Here is a 16914-nt window from a genome sequence, read left to right as displayed (position 1 = left end):
CTTTTACTTTCTAAAGCCCGGCCGTTGCCGGGCTTTTTATTGTCTGCGATTAATCCATTGGTAGGAATGTGTATTACACTATTCATGACTAGCGGTCACAAATATAGATCTATATTATTAGCAAAATAAGATAAAAACCAAAAACCGAGGTTCTCATGTCACGCACTACACACCCAAGTCTAAGTTTTGCTACGCCATATCAACAAGGTAATGTAAACGTTAAAAATCGATTCTTTAAGTCTGCAATGAGCGAACAACTGGGAGACAAACAGCACAATCCGGGCAAGCGACTTGCTAAGTTATATCGTACCTGGTCAGCTGGCGGTACTGGGTTACTTATCACAGGTAACGTCATGATTGACCGGGCAGCACTTGGCGAACCAAAAAACGTTGTTCTAGATAACGAAAGCGACCTCGAGAGCTTCATTCAATGGGCGGACGCTGCAAAGCAGAATGACACCAAAGTTTGGATGCAATTAAACCACCCAGGTAAGCAATCGCCAACGTTTTTAACAAAGCAGCCAGTCGCCCCCTCTGCTATTCCTTTAGGTGGGGGGCTTGAAAACACCTTTGCCACCCCTCGTGCGCTCGAAGAAAGCGAAATTTTAGAAATAATCGAAAAGTTTGCGACCGCCGCAAAACTTTCCAAACAAACAGGCTTCGATGGTGTACAAATTCATGGCGCTCACGGTTATTTGGTTAGCCAGTTTTTATCTCCACACCACAACCAGAGAAAAGACAAGTGGGGCGGTAGCTTACAAAATAGAATGCGCTTTGTATTAGAGGTTTACCGTGCTATTCGTGAAGCCACAGATGATAATTACCCAATTGGCATTAAATTAAATTCTGCTGACTACTCGAAAGGAGGGTTCTCTCATGAAGAATCTATGGAAGTAGTCGAAACCCTTGCAAAAGCGGGAATTGATTTACTGGAAATTTCCGGCGGCACCTACGAAAGCCCAAGCATGGTAGGTCATAACATTAAGGAATCAACACGCCGACGCGAAGCATACTTCATAGAATATGCAGATAAAATCCGCGAGCGCGTTTCAATTCCACTTGTCGTTACTGGCGGCTTCCGCTCAGGTAGCGCAATGCTTCAAGCCTTAAAGAGTGGCGCAACTGATTTTATCGGTTTGGCTCGACCGCTCTCTGTTTATCCCGATTTTCCCAATGAGCTAATAGCAAATCCCGAGCACAAGATTGATATACCGAAACCCAGCACTGGCGTGAAGTTTATCGATAAAATGACCATGCTTGATATTACCTGGTACGAATCACAGCTTGCGAGGCTATCTAAAGGCAAACAGGCCATACCTGATCAGACAGCCTGGATATCTGTGGCTCAGACGCTCTCAGGCCTGGGAGTTCATGCCTTTACAAAAAGGCGTGCTTAGTCGCTCAATCTGATTATTTCGCCTCGATCGATATAGGTTGCCGAGCATTTCCTCATTAGTGGTATAGCTTTAGGCAACCTTTCTTATTTGTAAGGTATAAGCTAAGTGAATAGATATTCAAATTGTATTTTGCAGGTATAATAGCGACTTCGAGATTCTATTTAAGCAGTCATAAACCTCTATGGTTGAGCCAGTACTCCAAATTAAGCAGCTATCTTGTGAACGTGAAGACCGCATTCTGTTTTCCGGGCTAGAGCATAGTTTTCTTCCTGCCACGATAACGCAGCTCGAAGGCCCTAATGGTGCAGGTAAAACAACCTTGCTACGAATTTTAGCTGGCTTATTCACTTCATATGACGGCGTAGTTAACTGGCAGGGCGAAGCTCTATATAAATCCCAGCTTAGTTTCCAGTCTCAGCTTCTTTTTATTGGCCATAAATCTGCCATTAAAACCAGCATGACACCTTTAGAGAATCTGCGTTATCTACTTGGCTTGCGACAAACAGTTGTAGAACAACAGCTATGGAGCGCGCTCAGCTCAGTCGGCTTAGAAGGGTATGAACATGTTCTATGCCGCAATATGTCAGCAGGTCAGCAGCGTCGCGTAACTCTGGCGCAATTATATCTCTCTGAGGCAAAGATCTGGATTCTTGATGAGATCTTTACTGCCATCGATAAGCAAGGCGTTGCCCAGTTTGAAAATTTGTTGTTAGAAAAAGCAATTAGCGGTGTCACAATCATTCTTACAACACATCATCAGCTTTCTTTACCCGGACTTGAAATACTTCCCATTAAAGGAAGTGTAATATGAGCATGAACTCCAGTACCGGTTTGTGGCCCGTCGCCAAAGCTATTTTAACTAAAGAGTTTCTTACCGCATTTAGGCACAAGCAGGAACTGGCAAACCCACTAGTTTTTTTCGCTATTATTATTGTGTTATTTCCCTTAGGCGTAGACCCTTCACCCGACTTTCTAGGCACGGCATCTGTTGGTTTAGTTTGGGTTGCTGCCTTACTTTCTACAATGCTTTCCTTGGATCGCCTGTTCCAGGCCGACTACGACGACGGTTCACTCGAGCAGCTTGTACTAAGCTCACACCCTTTATATCTGCTGCTGCTAGTTAAAGCCTTTGTTCATTGGTTGCTAATTGCTCTGCCGCTTGTGGTCATGTCGCCGTTACTCGCTGTCATGTTGCATCTTGACCCTCAACACCTGCCAATACTCTTATTGACCTTGATCATGGGGACTCCTGTTATCACCTTAATTGGTGGCATTGGTGCTGCATTGACGGTAAGCTTGCGCTCTGGTGGTGTGCTGGTTTCTCTATTAGTCTTACCACTGACTATACCAGTGCTAATATTTGGTACCGGTACGGTACAGGCCAGTATTGACGGTTTACCAGTTGGCGGGCACCTCGCAATTATCGGTATCATGCTGGTGCTAGCGGTTACACTTTCGCCCTTTGCGTCTGCTGCCGCACTACGGATGAGTGTTTCAAACTAATGAAGCTCGAGTATTTTAATCAATCTATGCTAGTTAAGAAGTAACTCCATGAAATGGACATTTTTTCACAAGCTTGGTTCGCCGAAGTGGTTCTATGATATTTCGAAACAGTACTATCCCTGGTTTCTGATTGCAGCACTTGGCTTAATAACAGCAGGGGTTACATGGGGCCTGGCTTTTGCTCCACCTGATTATCAGCAAGGAAACAGCTTCCGAATTATTTACCTGCATGTGCCAAGCGCGATTCTCGCTCAATCTTGCTACATGATGATGGCTTCAGCTGCTCTAGTATCTCTTGTTTGGCGCATGAAAATTGCTGATATATTTATTTCTTCCGCTGCACCAATTGGTGCGGCATTTACCTTTTTAGCTTTATTCACTGGTGCGGTTTGGGGCAAGCCAACCTGGGGTACATGGTGGGTATGGGATGCACGGCTCACCGCCATGCTTATTTTGCTGTTTCTATACTTTGGTGTGATCTCGATTCAAACCGCTATTGAAGATGCAAATATGGCTGCAAGGGCATCTGCCATTACTGTGCTTGTTGGCGTCGTGAACATCCCGATTATTAAATACTCTGTTGAGTGGTGGAATACCCTGCATCAACCAGCAACCTTTAAATTAACCGAGAAACCAGCAATGGTGCCAGAAATGTGGATACCCTTATTAGTGATGGTCATCGGTATTTACTGCTTTTTCGCGGCACTTGTTATTATCAGAATGCAGAACCAAATATTGCTTCGAGAGCGAAAAACCAGATGGGTTCAGGACATCGTAAAGCAGTCCGGAGTTCGCTAGCGACATGTTTAGTTCAACAAAAATGGTTTTACTTGTTAGGAGGCGTCAGTGAGTTTTGACAGCTTTTCTGAGTTTTTAAATATGGGTGGGCATGGTTTATACGTGTGGCTATGTTACGGTATAGGCTTGCTAGTATTCCTTATCGCCTATGTTCAACCGCTAATGCAACGAAAGTCTATTCTTCGCGAGCTTTCTCAGAGATATCGACGCACGGAACTCAAGAATAAACAAACCGCACAGACTGAGCCTTAGCAGACGATTTGCTAACTATTTTACTAATCTTTCAGTATTGATTTCAGGTGGAAATAATTGATGCACCCTAAGCGCAAACAACGCCTTACACTTATTATTTTTCTTCTCGTTGGGTTTGGGACCGTGATTGGTCTGGCCATGTACGCTTTGACGGAAAATATAAATCTATTTTATAACCCAACACAAATCGCACAAGGAGAGGCCCCAAAGGGCGCTCGTATTCGTGCTGGAGGCATGGTTGTAGAGGGAAGCGTTAAACGTAGCGAAAATAGTTTGGCCACCACCTTCGCGCTAACCGATTATAAAGAAAACGTAGAGGTTTCTTATACAGGAATACTGCCAGACCTCTTTAGAGAAGGACAGGGGATTGTAGCGCTTGGCCGGCTCGATGAGAACAATGTTCTTATAGCCGATGAAGTTCTAGCCAAGCACGATGAGAACTATATGCCGCCCGAAGTTGCTGACGCTTTAGAAAAGTCTGGTGGCACCGCGCCAAAAGGCATTCATACTAAACCCGTCGAAGAAGGACAGCCGTAGATGTTTACACCAGAAATAGGGCATCTTGCACTAGTCATCGCTTTTTCACTAAGCGTTTTATTGGCTGTCGTTCCACTATGGGGAGCTGCTCGCAATAATGCATTGTGCGTCTATCTAGCCCGTCCAATAGCCTGGGGGCAGTTCGTTTTTATGGTACTCAGCTTCACTTGCCTGGGTATTGCGTTTGTCCAAGATAACTTTAGTGTTCAGTACGTAGCCAACCACTCCAATACACTGTTACCACTGCAATATAAGATAAGTGCAATTTGGGGTGGTCATGAAGGGTCTTTATTACTTTGGGCATTGATTCTTTCCGGCTGGATTGCGGCTGTTGTGTTATTTTCCAAGCAACTGCCTTCAGATATTCTCGCAAGAGTGTTATCGGTAATGGGGATGATAAGTATCGGTTTTTTATCCTTCATTATTTTGACGTCAAACCCTTTCGACCGTTACTTACCGGAGTTTCCAGCAGAGGGCGCTGATCTAAACCCTCTACTTCAAGACTTTGGACTGATCGTTCATCCGCCAATGCTCTATATGGGCTATGTCGGTTTTTCGGTTGTGTTTGCCTTTGCGATTGCCGCATTGATGAGCGGTCAACTAGATTCAGCTTGGGCTAGATGGTCACGCCCCTGGACTACAGTAGCCTGGGCGTTCCTCACCTTAGGTATTTCCCTGGGTAGCTGGTGGGCATATTATGAACTTGGCTGGGGTGGCTGGTGGTTCTGGGACCCAGTAGAAAACGCTTCCTTTATGCCATGGCTCGTGGGTACCGCTTTAATACACTCCCTGGCTGTAACCGAAAAACGCGGAGTATTTAAGAGCTGGACTGTATTACTCGCGATCTTTGCATTTTCGCTCAGTTTACTCGGGACCTTTCTTGTTCGCTCTGGGGTGCTAACATCTGTTCATGCGTTTGCATCGGACCCTGCTCGCGGTCAATTCGTTCTTGGCTTGCTCGGCATCACAATGGTTTGCTCTCTAACACTTTATGCGCTCAAGGTTCCCGAGGTTCGCAGCAAAGCTCAATTTAGCATGCTATCTAGGGAAACCTTTTTGCTGGTAAACAATCTATTACTGGTCGTTGCATGGGTCACAGTTATGATGGGTACACTCTATCCATTAGTATTAGATTTTATCGGCGCAGGCAAACTATCAATTGGGCCTCCTTACTTTAACGCCGTTTTTGCACCGCTGATGTCCATTTTAGCGATCGTGATGGGTTTTGGTGTTGTCGGGCGTTGGAAAAACACTGAGCTTTCACTTTTGATTAAGCAACTACGCTGGGTTGCCTTGTCGGCGGTATTGATCGCTTTCGCCTTGCCATTTATTCTTTTTGAAGAATTTCATGTCGGTGCGTTTTTTGGGTCATTTCTAGCGCTTTGGATTACCGGCTTTACCTTAAAAGACGTATATCAGAAATCAGAGAACAAAGCCGGACGCATTCGCGGCCTGAGACGACTCAGCCGTTCCTATGTTGGAATGACGCTTGGCCACTTGGGGTTTGCCTTTAGTATTCTAGGCGTAACGCTAGTGTCGGTTGAATCTGAAGAAAGAGATATTCGTATGGCGCCTGGCGAGCAAGTGAGTGTGTCTGGTTACAACTTCGTATTTGAAAGCTTAGATCCCTATACTGGCGCTAACTATCAGGCTGATCGTGCCACGGTACGTGTTACCTCGGTTGCATCAGGGAACGAAGTCGCCACATTACACCCCGAGAAGCGAGTTTACTTCTCTAAGAACAGCCCTATGACGGAAGCAGGCATTGATGCCGGGCTATTCCGTGATCTCTATATTGCTTTAGGCGAGCCACTCACTGACGGTGCCTGGGCAGTTCGTATTCAAATAAAACCCTTCGTTAGATGGATTTGGCTTGGCACTATTTTTATGGCGCTAGGTGGATTGTTTGCGATAAGTGATCGTCGTTATCGCTTAAAGTCAAAACTCGTAGACAATAAAAATGGAGGCCTGGTATGAACAAAAGAATCGTCCTTTTCACACCTCTCGTTCTTACTATTGCTCTTGGGCTCATACTATATACCGCTATCGGTAAGGATCCTACCAAACTAGAAACGGCACGGCTAAACGACCCAGTACCGAAGTTTCAGCTGAGTTCTTTGTCAGACCAAAATAAGCAGCTCAATAACTCAGTATTCAGCGGTGAGGTAATGCTCTTAAATGTCTGGGCAACCTGGTGCCCATCGTGTCGAGTTGAGCACCCCTATCTAAACACTCTGTCAGAGCAGGGCGTCAAAATCGCTGGATTAAATTACAAGGATGAGCGTGATGCTGCTCAGGTTTGGCTTGCAAAACTAGGCAACCCTTATACATTCAACATTTACGACCCTGAGGGAAAGCTTGGATTTGATCTAGGTGTTTACGGTGCTCCAGAGACATACATTATCGATCAGCACGGATATGTCAGGCATCGCCATGTTGGTGTCGTTGATGACAAAGTCTGGCACTCGACGCTTAAGCCTTTGATCGACAAACTCGAAGGAAAGGTGGTGCTATGAACGAGCTCACAAGCAGATTAATTTTGCTGTTTTCCCTTACAACTTTCTTTTCGCTTCCTATTAGCGCAAATATAGACGTTTATCAGTTTTCTGATGAAGAAAGGCGCATGAATTACCTTGAGTTGACTAAGGAGCTCCGTTGCCCAAAATGTCAAAATCAAGATATCGCTGACTCTAACGCCCCAATTGCTGCCGACATGCGCAAAGAGGTTCACCGTTTACTTGAAGAAGGGAGTAGTCCTGAAGAAGTTGTTCAATTTATGATTGATCGCTTTGGAGATTTCGTCACCTATAAGCCAAAAGTTAGTAGTGAAACCTTAATGCTCTGGTATGGACCTTGGATTTTTATCATTTTTGGCATGGGCGTTATCGCTTACGCTGTTCGTAATAAGCGAAACACCAATCAAGATAAACCTGGCACATCAACGAGCAATGATTCGGTATCTGATTCTAGGGCCGACAGTACAAACAACAAAGTTCAGGCATTGCTTCGTGAGTTTGATGCCGACAACGATCAGGATAAATCTTAATGTACGACTTTTGGTTACCCGCTTTACTTTTACTATGCCTTGCAAGCTTGTTTGTTATCGTACCAAGCTTTCGCTTCGCATCTATCCAGCGACAAACAATCAAGCAGAATAAGATTCAGGCCAACGAGAATAAAGAACGTACTGCCCAAAATGTATTAATATATAAAGAACGCTTAAATGAATTACAGTTAGATAAAAATAGCGGTGTGATCGGTGACGAGCAATATGCTCAACTTAAGGAAGAACTTGATAACACGCTGCTCGAAGATGCCGATCGTATCGATCAAAGCCACTCTGATTCCACCTCTAGTTCGCTAAGTAAATTCTCATCAATTGGAATTATACTTGGCAGCGTATCCGTTGTTGTCGCACTAAGCGCCGCTCTTTATAACCACTATGGCGCTTACAACGATGTTGTTGCCTATCTTGAAGGAAGTGAAAGTAATGCAGAGCTCGCTAGTGCCACTGAGCAAGCACGAAACGGTGACATCTCTGCCTTACTCGAACAATTACACGCCAAGCTAAAAGATAACCCAAATAACATTCAAGGCTGGGGCCTGCTAGCACGCACCGCAATGAACACCGAGCGCTATTCTCTTGCTGTCGACGCATTCGAACAAGTTACTCGCTTGTTAAAAGAGGCTCCCGAGATAAACTATCAAGATCTTGCTGCAACCTACGGAATTACAGCTCAGGCTCAATATTACGCATCCAAGGGCATTTTCACCGACGCGCTTAAAGGTACGATTGACAAGGCATTAGAACTAAACCCAAACGAACCAAATACCTTAAGTTTATTAGCAATCAATGCGTTTACGTCTGAGGACTTCTCACTAGCTATTGAGTACTGGTCTAAAGTTTTAGAGGCTTATCCTGAACATCCGGCCGCCGGCCAGATGAAACAAGGCATTAATGAAGCGCAGCGCCGTGCAGGTATCGAACTGTCAGATTTTTCCAGCGACAGCAGCGGTTCGTTAATTGATGTATTCGTATCGCTTGATGAAACACTTCTCGGCTCAGTTAAACCCGGTGATACCGTGTTTGTATTTGTAAAAAACGCTGAAAACGCGAATCAAGCTAGCCCGCCTCTTGCTGCAAGTAGACATACTGTTTCTGAGCTTCCTCTAACAATTAACTTGAGTGACGCTGACGCAATGAGTCCTGCAGCTAAGCTTTCCGATGCTAAGCTCGTAAATGTTACTGCGCGTGTTTCCAAGTCGGGTCAAGTTAGCGCAGCAAGTGGCGATTTTGAAGGCCGAGCTGAACTGGTTGAGTTAGGTTCCGAGCAACAAGTAAAAATTAACATTAGCGAGCTAGTCAAATAAAGTTTTAGTAATAAGCGCGTAATTACGGCAAGCTTCAAAAACAAAAATAACCTTAAGGAGCGCAAGTATGACGATAAAAGTGCCAAAGGTAATCGACGAATTGGAATCCAAAATTGTCAACACATTGAAGCTCTCCCGTTTCAAGAATCAATTAGTAGGCAAGGGATATGTAACGGGTCTTAAGGCCGTTACCTATTTACTTAACATTCCAAAACCGACGATCTTTATGAGCAAAGGTGCATCAATCAACCTTTGTGAATCGGTTTCTCAGTTTGGCCTCAATAAACTTTTGATTGTTACTGACCAGGCACTTTACGATACGGGCCTTCTCGACCCAGTACTTGAACAGTTAAATCTTTCTGGGATGAAGTATTCACTATTTACCGAAGTAGAGCCTGACCCTACCTTCACAGTAGTTGAAAGTGGCCTCCGTAAGTATCGACAGCAAAACTGTGATTCTGTAATGGCTATTGGTGGTGGCTCTTCAATTGATGCTGCTAAAGTTATTGCTTTAGCTGCAAGTAACGAAGTGAGCCCTCGAGATCTGGTTGGCATTTTAAAGGGCAAGAAACCTTCTGCGCCTTTCTTTGCAATTCCCACCACTGCGGGTACTGGCTCTGAGGCAACCATTGGTGCCGTTATTTCTGACAGCATTACCCACAAAAAAGAACTTGTTATTGATACAAAAATAGTTCCTTTAGTAGCGGCACTAGACCCTGATTTAATGAAGGGCCTTCCTCCTGCTATTACTGCAGCAACCGGGATGGATGCCTTAACCCACCTTGTCGAATCTTATTTAAGCGGCATGGCAAACGAAGAGTCTGACTATTATTCTCGTTCAGGTATTCAAATGATTTTTGAAAACCTACCGAAGGTATACAAACGTGGCAACAATGCTAAAGCACGAGAGAAGATGGCGCTGGCTTCGTACTACGGAGGCTTAACGATAAATATCGCCGGATTAGGGTATGTGCATGCTTTTGCCCACCAATTAGGTGCTAAGTACAAACTACCCCATGGCGAATCCAATGCAAAAGTTCTGCCTTATGTGCTTGAATTCACTAAAGCTGCGAGCACGACACGCTTGGCTGAACTTGCACAATGCCTGGGTCTCGGCAGCAGAAATGATAATGATACAGTGCTAGCTGAAGCGTTTATTAGTGAAGTCAAAAATTTGATTTCTACGCTAAATATCGAGAACACGATACCTCAAATAAAACGCTCAGATTTTTCTGAAATTATTCAGGGTGCTTTTAAAGAAGCTAACTCAACCTACGCCGTTGCAAAGTACATGTCTTATGACGAGGCAGAAGAAATGCTCAGCGCTATCTCTGGCCGAGCCAGCGACATTTAAGGATTACGTAACCCACTAAACAGCGTCACTGCGGGTCATAGAGGGAATTAAATACCCGTTTATCTTACGCACCAGGTTTTCTGGTACGTAAGATATAAAACTCAATTAAAGGCGCTCTCTTAGTGTAATTCGCTTTAAACCAAGCAACGCTACAAGCCACAGCATCCAGAAGACTGAACCGCCACCACTGCCACCCTTGCTCGTAGTGGGTTCAGTTACTGGTTCAGAAACTAAGCTGGCAACGCCCCCTGGATCAAGCACAGTACCATTAGCCTGGCCATCTGCATCGTTGGCACCGCCATCTTCTATTAGCATCATTAGACAGTTGTGGCCTTGCGTTAAGCCTGGTTGATAAGCAGTACTTCCAGGAGAAGGGCAAATGCCTGGCTCTCCTGCACTTGAATATAGTTGGTTATTGCTATCAAGTTCAAAGTTCTGCCAGCCGTATATTGGATCTAATTTACGATACACTGCTTCTTCAGGAATCGGTTCTATAAGCGGAATAACGAGTTGAATACTACTTCCAACTGGCAACACATTATGAATTTCGAAATCAAATAGGCCGCTGGCATAGTCGAATTCAGCATCAGTTTCTAATCCCATATCCCCCAGATTTAACGCACTGAGTAATGCGCCGCCATTAGGGTCCGTCATAGCGGCTGTGCCTAAGGATAGAGACGCTCCATATTCAACCTGCATTAGGTAGCGATATTCATCGTCACTGCCTACTCGGTGCTGCAACAAAGCTGAACCGTCAATAAAATCAAGGTAGTCAGCGATACCATCATAGTCGGAATCTAGTCGCCCCTCGACGAAATCATTGACTCCATCACCATCAGAATCGTCATTTGCCGACAATGTAAGATAGGTATCAATCACTCTAAGATTTATACGTGCATTTGAAGCTTTACTTGGCGTACCGTTGTCTGTAACACTCACTTCGGCGATATATACGCCTGTACTTAAATTGACCGGATCAAAGGTAAGCGTTCTTGAGTCGCCGTCAAGGTCTACTAGCTGGTTGTCGGTTTTACTCCAGTCAAATGAGTGTGAGTCAGCCGAATTTAAATCATCAACAAGCGCATGAATAGTCACCAAGCCTTCACCTGAACTGAGCGTTGTAAGCGCCAAACCATTTTGCTCTGCGGTCACGTTTAATCTAGGGGCAATATTCGATTCTGTAATCGTGATCTGATGCTGCTCGTTCGCACCTATCACCGCATTGACCGGATCATTAAATGTAACGATAAGCTGCTCATCACTTTCAACAATTTGGTCATCTAAGACTTCTAGTACTAGCTCGGCAGTCATGCCTTCGTCAAAAATGACGACACCGCTGACCTTAGTGGACTGCTCGGTGACATTTGAGCTAGTAAGTAAGTCGTAATCATTTTCGTTAGCTGTACCACCAAGACTGTAAGGAACAAGCACAGGGTAAACTGGTGCCTCCCCAGATAAGCTCAAGTTAACTGAAACACGATTGTTTTCACTTGTGACCTGAGCTTTGCTTAACAAAAGTTGCGGTATTATCTGTATAGACTGGCTGGCAATTGTTCTATTACCGGCCGAGTCTTCTGCGAGCCAGTTAACTATGTGATGCCCCGGTGGTAGGTGGGTCTCATCTAAATTAATAAGCGCGACACTTCCATCAACATTATCGCTTGCACTAATATTACTCATTGGCACTGCAGTTAATGGCCCATTAGACGCCAACGTAATTTCAGAAACCAAATCAATCACCGGCGCCTCAGTATCTGCCGCACTAAGGAATTCATCCAAATTCGTTATGCCGTCATTGTTAGTATCAAGGCTAGCATCTGCTGCATCATTTGGGTTGAGGTTGTGATCAAACTCCCAACCATCTGGAATACCATCCACATCGCTATCAGCGCTATTAGGGTCAGTTTGCGCAGCGAATTCCTCTCGGTTGCTCAAACCATCGTTGTCTTGGTCAATAAATGCATCGCTGGCATCTTGTGGGTCCAAGCCGAACTGGATCTCCCATACATCCGGCAAGCCGTCATTATCACTGTCTGCATTATCGCTTGTAGCAGACGTAACAAAACTAAGGGTGTCACTGCTAACCATTTCGCCAAGTAAATTATAAGCGTCTACACGAACATAATAATGAGTCGCAGGATCAAGGTTCACAAGATTCACTTGGTGACTCAGCGCACTATCTATATTGGCTTCTTTGTAAGATAAGTCATCGATCGCCGTACCAAAGCTTACCTGGCCAATTGCTTGATCGGTATTGGCCCATTCAACAAGCGCGGTGTTTGTTGAAATAAAGCTTACGTCCGGCTGCGAGCTGAAAGCAGGCAAGGGTAGATCGATCAAGCTACCGGAGTTAAAAGAAATTGTTTGGAAAGATGTTTGGTTGCCCACAATGTCAGCCAACACATATCGTAGCTCATAGCTGCTATTGGGGATTAGCTCTTGAAGCAGAATAAAGTGCGACAGCTTCTCGGATTGTGAGCCCGCTGCTTGCCAATCAGCAGAACCTTCAGGTCTATATTCTACAAATACAACCGACAATTCATCACTTACTAAGCTTAAGCTTGCAAGCTCACCGAAACTTTCAAGAACCGGTGTTGCGGTCAGAATTGGCGCAGTGTTGTCTGAACTTGTTGAAATACTTCTTAGCTTACTAGAGGCAACTTCGATAAGCGTATTAATTTGCTTGCTTGCTGTATATCCGTGATGATCAGTGGAATATGCGGTACAAGTATAGCTATTACCTTCCACTAAAGTGGTCAAAGTAAGCGTGTGTTTCTTAGTTGGTTTAGATACGTGCACTTCAAGCGTCGCGGCGGCGCTTGTACATACCAATCGCGCATCAGCGTTTACATCGGTTTCCCAGTAGACACTAAGCGTGGCACCGCTAAGTTCGAGAACCTCCACTTCCGACATAAAGTGAGGATCGCCTTGATGGCCTCTAACTTTACTGCGGAAGGACATAACCTCACTCATTGCAAGATTACCTTGCGCATCAGCGGTCTGAACTTGGAAGTAATAAAATGTATCAGGCTGTAAGCCGGTCACTGGCAAAGTATGCGAAGCCCTTAAACCGTTTTTACTTTCAATTTGCTCAAGCTCATCTATCGAAGTACCGATTACTAGACGAGTCGTTGCAGGCTCACTAGTTTTCCAGCGAATGACGACGCTTTGATGTGTAATATTCTGTATTAATGGGCTGCCGATAATAATGGGTGCCATGGTGTCTGGTGAGGCCAGGGTTGTAAAGGTTATCGGCGTACTGATAGTCGGGCCGTTTCCATGCCTGTCTGTGGAAGATACCGTTAAGGTATATTCTGTTTCAGGTAAAAGATCTGCCAAAGGCATTGAGTGCTCTAAGACAAAACGTTGATCACTTACCACATGGTATTGGCTGCCATCGTTATAAGATACACCACTTGTTGATGCTTCATCCGTCGTCCAGATAACTGTCGCACTGGTATCGGAAATATCAATAACCATTGGCATCAGTAAGATGTTCGGAGCGCTGATGTCGGGGGCGGGCAGGGTGGTGACAGTCATTGCCTGACTTGTTGTAGGGCCGTTAGCTTGCTCATCACTTACTTCAGCAATAACTGTGTACGCAGTATTCGGACTCAAACTTTCGATAAGAATTTGATGGCAAATCGCTAAATCCGAAAGAGTGAAGTGTTGATCATCAACATATATCGAGCCTCTAACCGGCTCATCTGCACACAAAGATAAGGTAAATTGCTCATGCGTTATATTTGATGCATAAGGGCCTTCTAGTATCAAGGGTGCCCGATAATCCGGTACAGCAAGCGTTGTAAAACTGGTACTTAGTGTTTCAGAAGCGCGGTCATCTTTATCTAATGAATGGACATCTGCCTGATAGAGAGTCTCGGGGTCCAACCCTGTCACGACGACGCTATGCTCAGTGCTTAGTGTGTCTGATTGATAACGTAAGCCGTTTGATAAATCTACAATGCTTGAGCCAGGTTTATCACTTGTCCATTCGATAACAGCGCTTGAGTCGGTGATATGCTTAACATAAGGACCAGCAATAATTGTTGGTACTGCAAAATCACTATGAATTAGCCAGATATCTTCACTGGTTTCCTGGGTAATAGTATGGCTAACATTGGTGATAGCGAACCCTGAACTTTCTGGAGGATTAACTGATATGCCAGTTTCTTGATTTGTAAATAAGCCGAATGCAAACTCACCATTACTGTCACTGATCGCATTACTGTTGATGCCATCACCAGTATTTTCCATGTAGTAGCTGATCGAATCACGCGTATATGCATGATCTACTCGCAATTTAACACCCGGAACAGCGACGCCGTTGGCATCGAGTGCTTTTCCACTTAATACTGACATTGGAATCGTTACATCAACTGAGGTATTAGCGAAAACACTAATATTTCTGGCAGCGTAATAAACTGCAGCATAATCGGGTACAGGGTAAGCCGTAACAACACCCTCGTCATCAACTTGATTCTCGGTCTGTAAGTAAGGCCTTAACTGATAGTTTCCAGAGGAAACTTTAAACTCGAAATAACCTTCGCTGTCGGTGAGAACGGGTGTGTCAGCAAGTTGACGATTACTCTGATTATGTGCGGTAATCATTGTATGGTCTATCGGGTTGCCCTGCTCATCTAACAGGTAGCCAGATAAAGTGAAAGGCTGCGCTAAAACGAAAGAATCAGCTGTATCCTGCGTAATGACATAATCACTAATTAGGGTGCTACTAACAAGCTGATTGCCTAGCGGCGGCACAAAATTAATATCAGTACTTTGATTAGTAAACAGCGCTAATGCAAACTCACCGTTAGCGTCACTCAAAGCATGGGTCGCAGGCGACTTGCCCTGACTTTCCAAATAAAAACCGGTGTCACTGTTTCCGTTTTGCTGATACGCGATATGGCTAATTGTCACGCGCGTAGCGGCAACTGGTGAGCCGTTTTTGTCGCTAATGGTTCCACTCAAAACAGCCATTGGCAAGATCACATCTTGAACCGTAGCAGACTCAACAACAATATTTTCTTCAGCAAACAACACCGTTGCAAAATCAGGTAAGGGATAGGTGGGTCTTGAATCTTCGCCGCGACCAAAGGGGTTTAAATGAGGCTTAATTTTGTACGTGCCTGCCTCTACCTGAAATTGATAAGTACCATTTTCGTCTGTATAAACAGCGCCGCCAACTTGGGCGTCATTTTCCTGGAGGTGCAAGCTGAGTTTTGTATTGTCTATAGGTCGACCCTGCGTATCCTGCAAGACACCTGAAAGGGATACACCTTCGACTAAAGTGAAGTTTTGACGTGTATCTTCACTGATACTGAAATCCTGGATAGTTGTCACAGCTAGGTCGTTACGTGCTCCCGGAGGCGTAAGCATAATGTCGACTGGCTGATCAGTGAAAATCGCGAATTCAAAGTCGCCATTATCGTCAGATATCGCATTGCTTAAGGAGTCTGTCGCATAGTTTTCAAGATAGTAGTCCTGAGTCGTCGTAGAGAATTGATGTTGAATTGATAGCGCAACGCCAGGCACTACGTTGCCGAAGGTATCTACAGTCTTACCGGAAAGCAAAGCTAGGGGCAGCGTAATATCGAGAGAAGTATTCGCGCTAACCTGAATATTCTGCGGCTCATGAAAAATTGCCGCGTAATCGGGTACTGGATAAGCAGGAACTGCCGAAACGCTAGCTGAGTTAAACACATCTACCAAAGGTCTTAACTTATAGTTGCCCGGCGATACTGCAAACTCAAAATGGCCCTGCGTATCAGTGAGTACTTTATTGCCCACCTGGTTACCAGTGCTCTGCTGATGCAAGCTTACTTGAACCTTATCGATCACGCGCCCCTGACTATCTTTTAGGTAACCAGATAAGGTCAGTGCGTCACCTATCAATGTAATCAAGTGAACGACGTCGCGACCAGCAATACTTATTTCCTGCAGGGTAGGGTTGCTGAGGCCACTTTCTGATGGCGGAGTAACACCAATGAAATAATCGCCAGCACTCATATTTTCAAATAAGTACGCACCGTCCGACGATGTAGCCACAGAACTCAGATATTGTTTTTGACTATTATAGATTGCTACTTCCGCGCCTCCAACGGGGCTTCCCTCACCATTAACAACACCGCTTAAGCTAATACCAACTAACTCCGGTGGCGGTGGTGAAATAATCTCGGGGACATCACATGCATCGCCAATACCATTAGCGTCACGATCACTCTGATCTGCATTGGGTATTAGTGGACAATTGTCATTTTCGTCAAGTATTCCATCGTTATCGAAGTCATTTTCGATAACGGAAGGCGCATCACAGGCATCACCTATCCCGTCGCTATCACTATCACTTTGATCCGGGTTAGGTGTTAATGGGCAGTTATCGACTCCGTCAAGCACGCCGTCATCGTCATAATCATCGTCTGAGATAAGCGGAACATCACAAGCATCACCTATACCATTATTGTCACGGTCAGCCTGATCACTATTCGGAATCAAAGGGCAGTTATCGCTTTCATCTGGAATACCATCCCTGTCGTAATCAACTAGGGCCGGTGTATCGCATACATCACCAATGCCATCATTATCACTATCAAGCTGGTTAGTGTTTGGAATTAACGGACAATTATCAACATCATTCAGTATGCCGTCGTTATCATAATCATCGTCAGATACTAAGGGGGCGTCACAAGCATCGCCAATACC

The 16914-nt window shown here is 44.9% G+C and carries 12 protein-coding genes; 11 read left to right on the top strand and 1 reads right to left on the bottom strand.

The window, feature by feature from the left end:
* Positions 1–155: 155 nt before the first annotated feature.
* From A3766_RS09965 to A3766_RS09915, 11 genes are all read left to right on the top strand, one after another.
* Complete coding sequence (locus A3766_RS09965; protein ID WP_068642160.1) at positions 156–1397, top strand: NADH:flavin oxidoreductase/NADH oxidase family protein; 1242 nt, start codon at positions 156–158, stop codon at positions 1395–1397.
* A 181-nt stretch (positions 1398–1578) separates the two neighbouring features.
* The gene (gene ccmA, locus A3766_RS09960) at positions 1579–2208 is read left to right on the top strand and encodes a cytochrome c biogenesis heme-transporting ATPase CcmA (protein WP_068510725.1); all 630 of its coding nucleotides are present in this window, start codon (positions 1579–1581) and stop codon (positions 2206–2208) included.
* A complete protein-coding gene (gene ccmB / locus A3766_RS09955) occupies positions 2205–2900 on the top strand; it encodes a heme exporter protein CcmB (protein WP_068510728.1) in 696 nt (231 codons plus the stop codon). The genes ccmA and ccmB overlap by 4 nt, the downstream gene beginning before the upstream one ends.
* A gap of 48 nt (positions 2901–2948) precedes the next feature.
* Complete coding sequence (locus A3766_RS09950) at positions 2949–3698, top strand: heme ABC transporter permease (RefSeq protein ID WP_068510731.1); 750 nt, start codon at positions 2949–2951, stop codon at positions 3696–3698.
* Positions 3699–3746: 48 nt separating this feature from the next.
* Complete coding sequence (gene ccmD, locus A3766_RS09945) at positions 3747–3950, top strand: heme exporter protein CcmD (protein WP_068510734.1); 204 nt, start codon at positions 3747–3749, stop codon at positions 3948–3950.
* Between the two features lie 60 nt (positions 3951–4010).
* Positions 4011–4487 carry a cytochrome c maturation protein CcmE gene (ccmE, locus tag A3766_RS09940; protein ID WP_068510737.1) on the top strand — a complete coding sequence of 159 codons (477 nt, stop codon included), beginning with the start codon at positions 4011–4013 and terminating at the stop codon, positions 4485–4487.
* Entirely contained in the window at positions 4488–6464 is a 1977-nt protein-coding gene (locus A3766_RS09935) for a heme lyase CcmF/NrfE family subunit (RefSeq protein WP_068510739.1), read from the top strand. It begins immediately after the preceding gene.
* Positions 6461–7003 carry a DsbE family thiol:disulfide interchange protein gene (locus A3766_RS09930; RefSeq protein ID WP_068510742.1) on the top strand — a complete coding sequence of 181 codons (543 nt, stop codon included), beginning with the start codon at positions 6461–6463 and terminating at the stop codon, positions 7001–7003. Before A3766_RS09935 ends, A3766_RS09930 begins: the two co-directional genes overlap by 4 nt.
* Positions 7000–7533: a cytochrome c-type biogenesis protein gene (locus A3766_RS09925; protein ID WP_068508837.1), complete on the top strand. Its 534-nt coding sequence runs from the start codon at positions 7000–7002 to the stop codon at positions 7531–7533. The genes A3766_RS09930 and A3766_RS09925 overlap by 4 nt, the downstream gene beginning before the upstream one ends.
* Positions 7533–8858 carry a c-type cytochrome biogenesis protein CcmI gene (ccmI, locus tag A3766_RS09920; RefSeq protein ID WP_068510744.1) on the top strand — a complete coding sequence of 442 codons (1326 nt, stop codon included), beginning with the start codon at positions 7533–7535 and terminating at the stop codon, positions 8856–8858. Before A3766_RS09925 ends, ccmI begins: the two co-directional genes overlap by 1 nt.
* Positions 8859–8925: 67 nt before the next feature.
* Positions 8926–10212: an iron-containing alcohol dehydrogenase gene (locus A3766_RS09915; protein WP_068510746.1), complete on the top strand. Its 1287-nt coding sequence runs from the start codon at positions 8926–8928 to the stop codon at positions 10210–10212.
* A gap of 105 nt (positions 10213–10317) precedes the next feature.
* Here the strand turns inward: A3766_RS09915 and A3766_RS09910 are convergent.
* Positions 10318–16914: carboxypeptidase regulatory-like domain-containing protein (locus A3766_RS09910; RefSeq protein ID WP_197479501.1), on the bottom strand; the 6597-nt coding region annotated here is incomplete at its 5' end.

This window comes from Oleiphilus sp. HI0132 (genome assembly GCF_001635845.1).
Note: the sequence above shows the minus strand (reverse complement) of the source record. Positions and strands in the feature narration are given on the sequence as shown.

Excerpts from the sequence above, each read along its gene's own strand:
- A3766_RS09925 (WP_068508837.1), top strand. The coding sequence starts at position 7,000 with ATGAACGAGCTCACAAGCAGATTAATTTTGCTGTTTTCCCTTACAACT.
- A3766_RS09965 (WP_068642160.1), top strand. The coding sequence starts at position 156 with ATGTCACGCACTACACACCCAAGTCTAAGTTTTGCTACGCCATATCAA.
- A3766_RS09950 (WP_068510731.1), top strand. The coding sequence starts at position 2,949 with ATGAAATGGACATTTTTTCACAAGCTTGGTTCGCCGAAGTGGTTCTAT.
- A3766_RS09930 (WP_068510742.1), top strand. The coding sequence starts at position 6,461 with ATGAACAAAAGAATCGTCCTTTTCACACCTCTCGTTCTTACTATTGCT.
- A3766_RS09935 (WP_068510739.1), top strand. The coding sequence starts at position 4,488 with ATGTTTACACCAGAAATAGGGCATCTTGCACTAGTCATCGCTTTTTCA.
- A3766_RS09915 (WP_068510746.1), top strand. The coding sequence starts at position 8,926 with ATGACGATAAAAGTGCCAAAGGTAATCGACGAATTGGAATCCAAAATT.
- ccmI (WP_068510744.1), top strand. The coding sequence starts at position 7,533 with ATGTACGACTTTTGGTTACCCGCTTTACTTTTACTATGCCTTGCAAGC.
- ccmA (WP_068510725.1), top strand. The coding sequence starts at position 1,579 with ATGGTTGAGCCAGTACTCCAAATTAAGCAGCTATCTTGTGAACGTGAA.
- ccmE (WP_068510737.1), top strand. The coding sequence starts at position 4,011 with ATGCACCCTAAGCGCAAACAACGCCTTACACTTATTATTTTTCTTCTC.
- ccmB (WP_068510728.1), top strand. The coding sequence starts at position 2,205 with ATGAGCATGAACTCCAGTACCGGTTTGTGGCCCGTCGCCAAAGCTATT.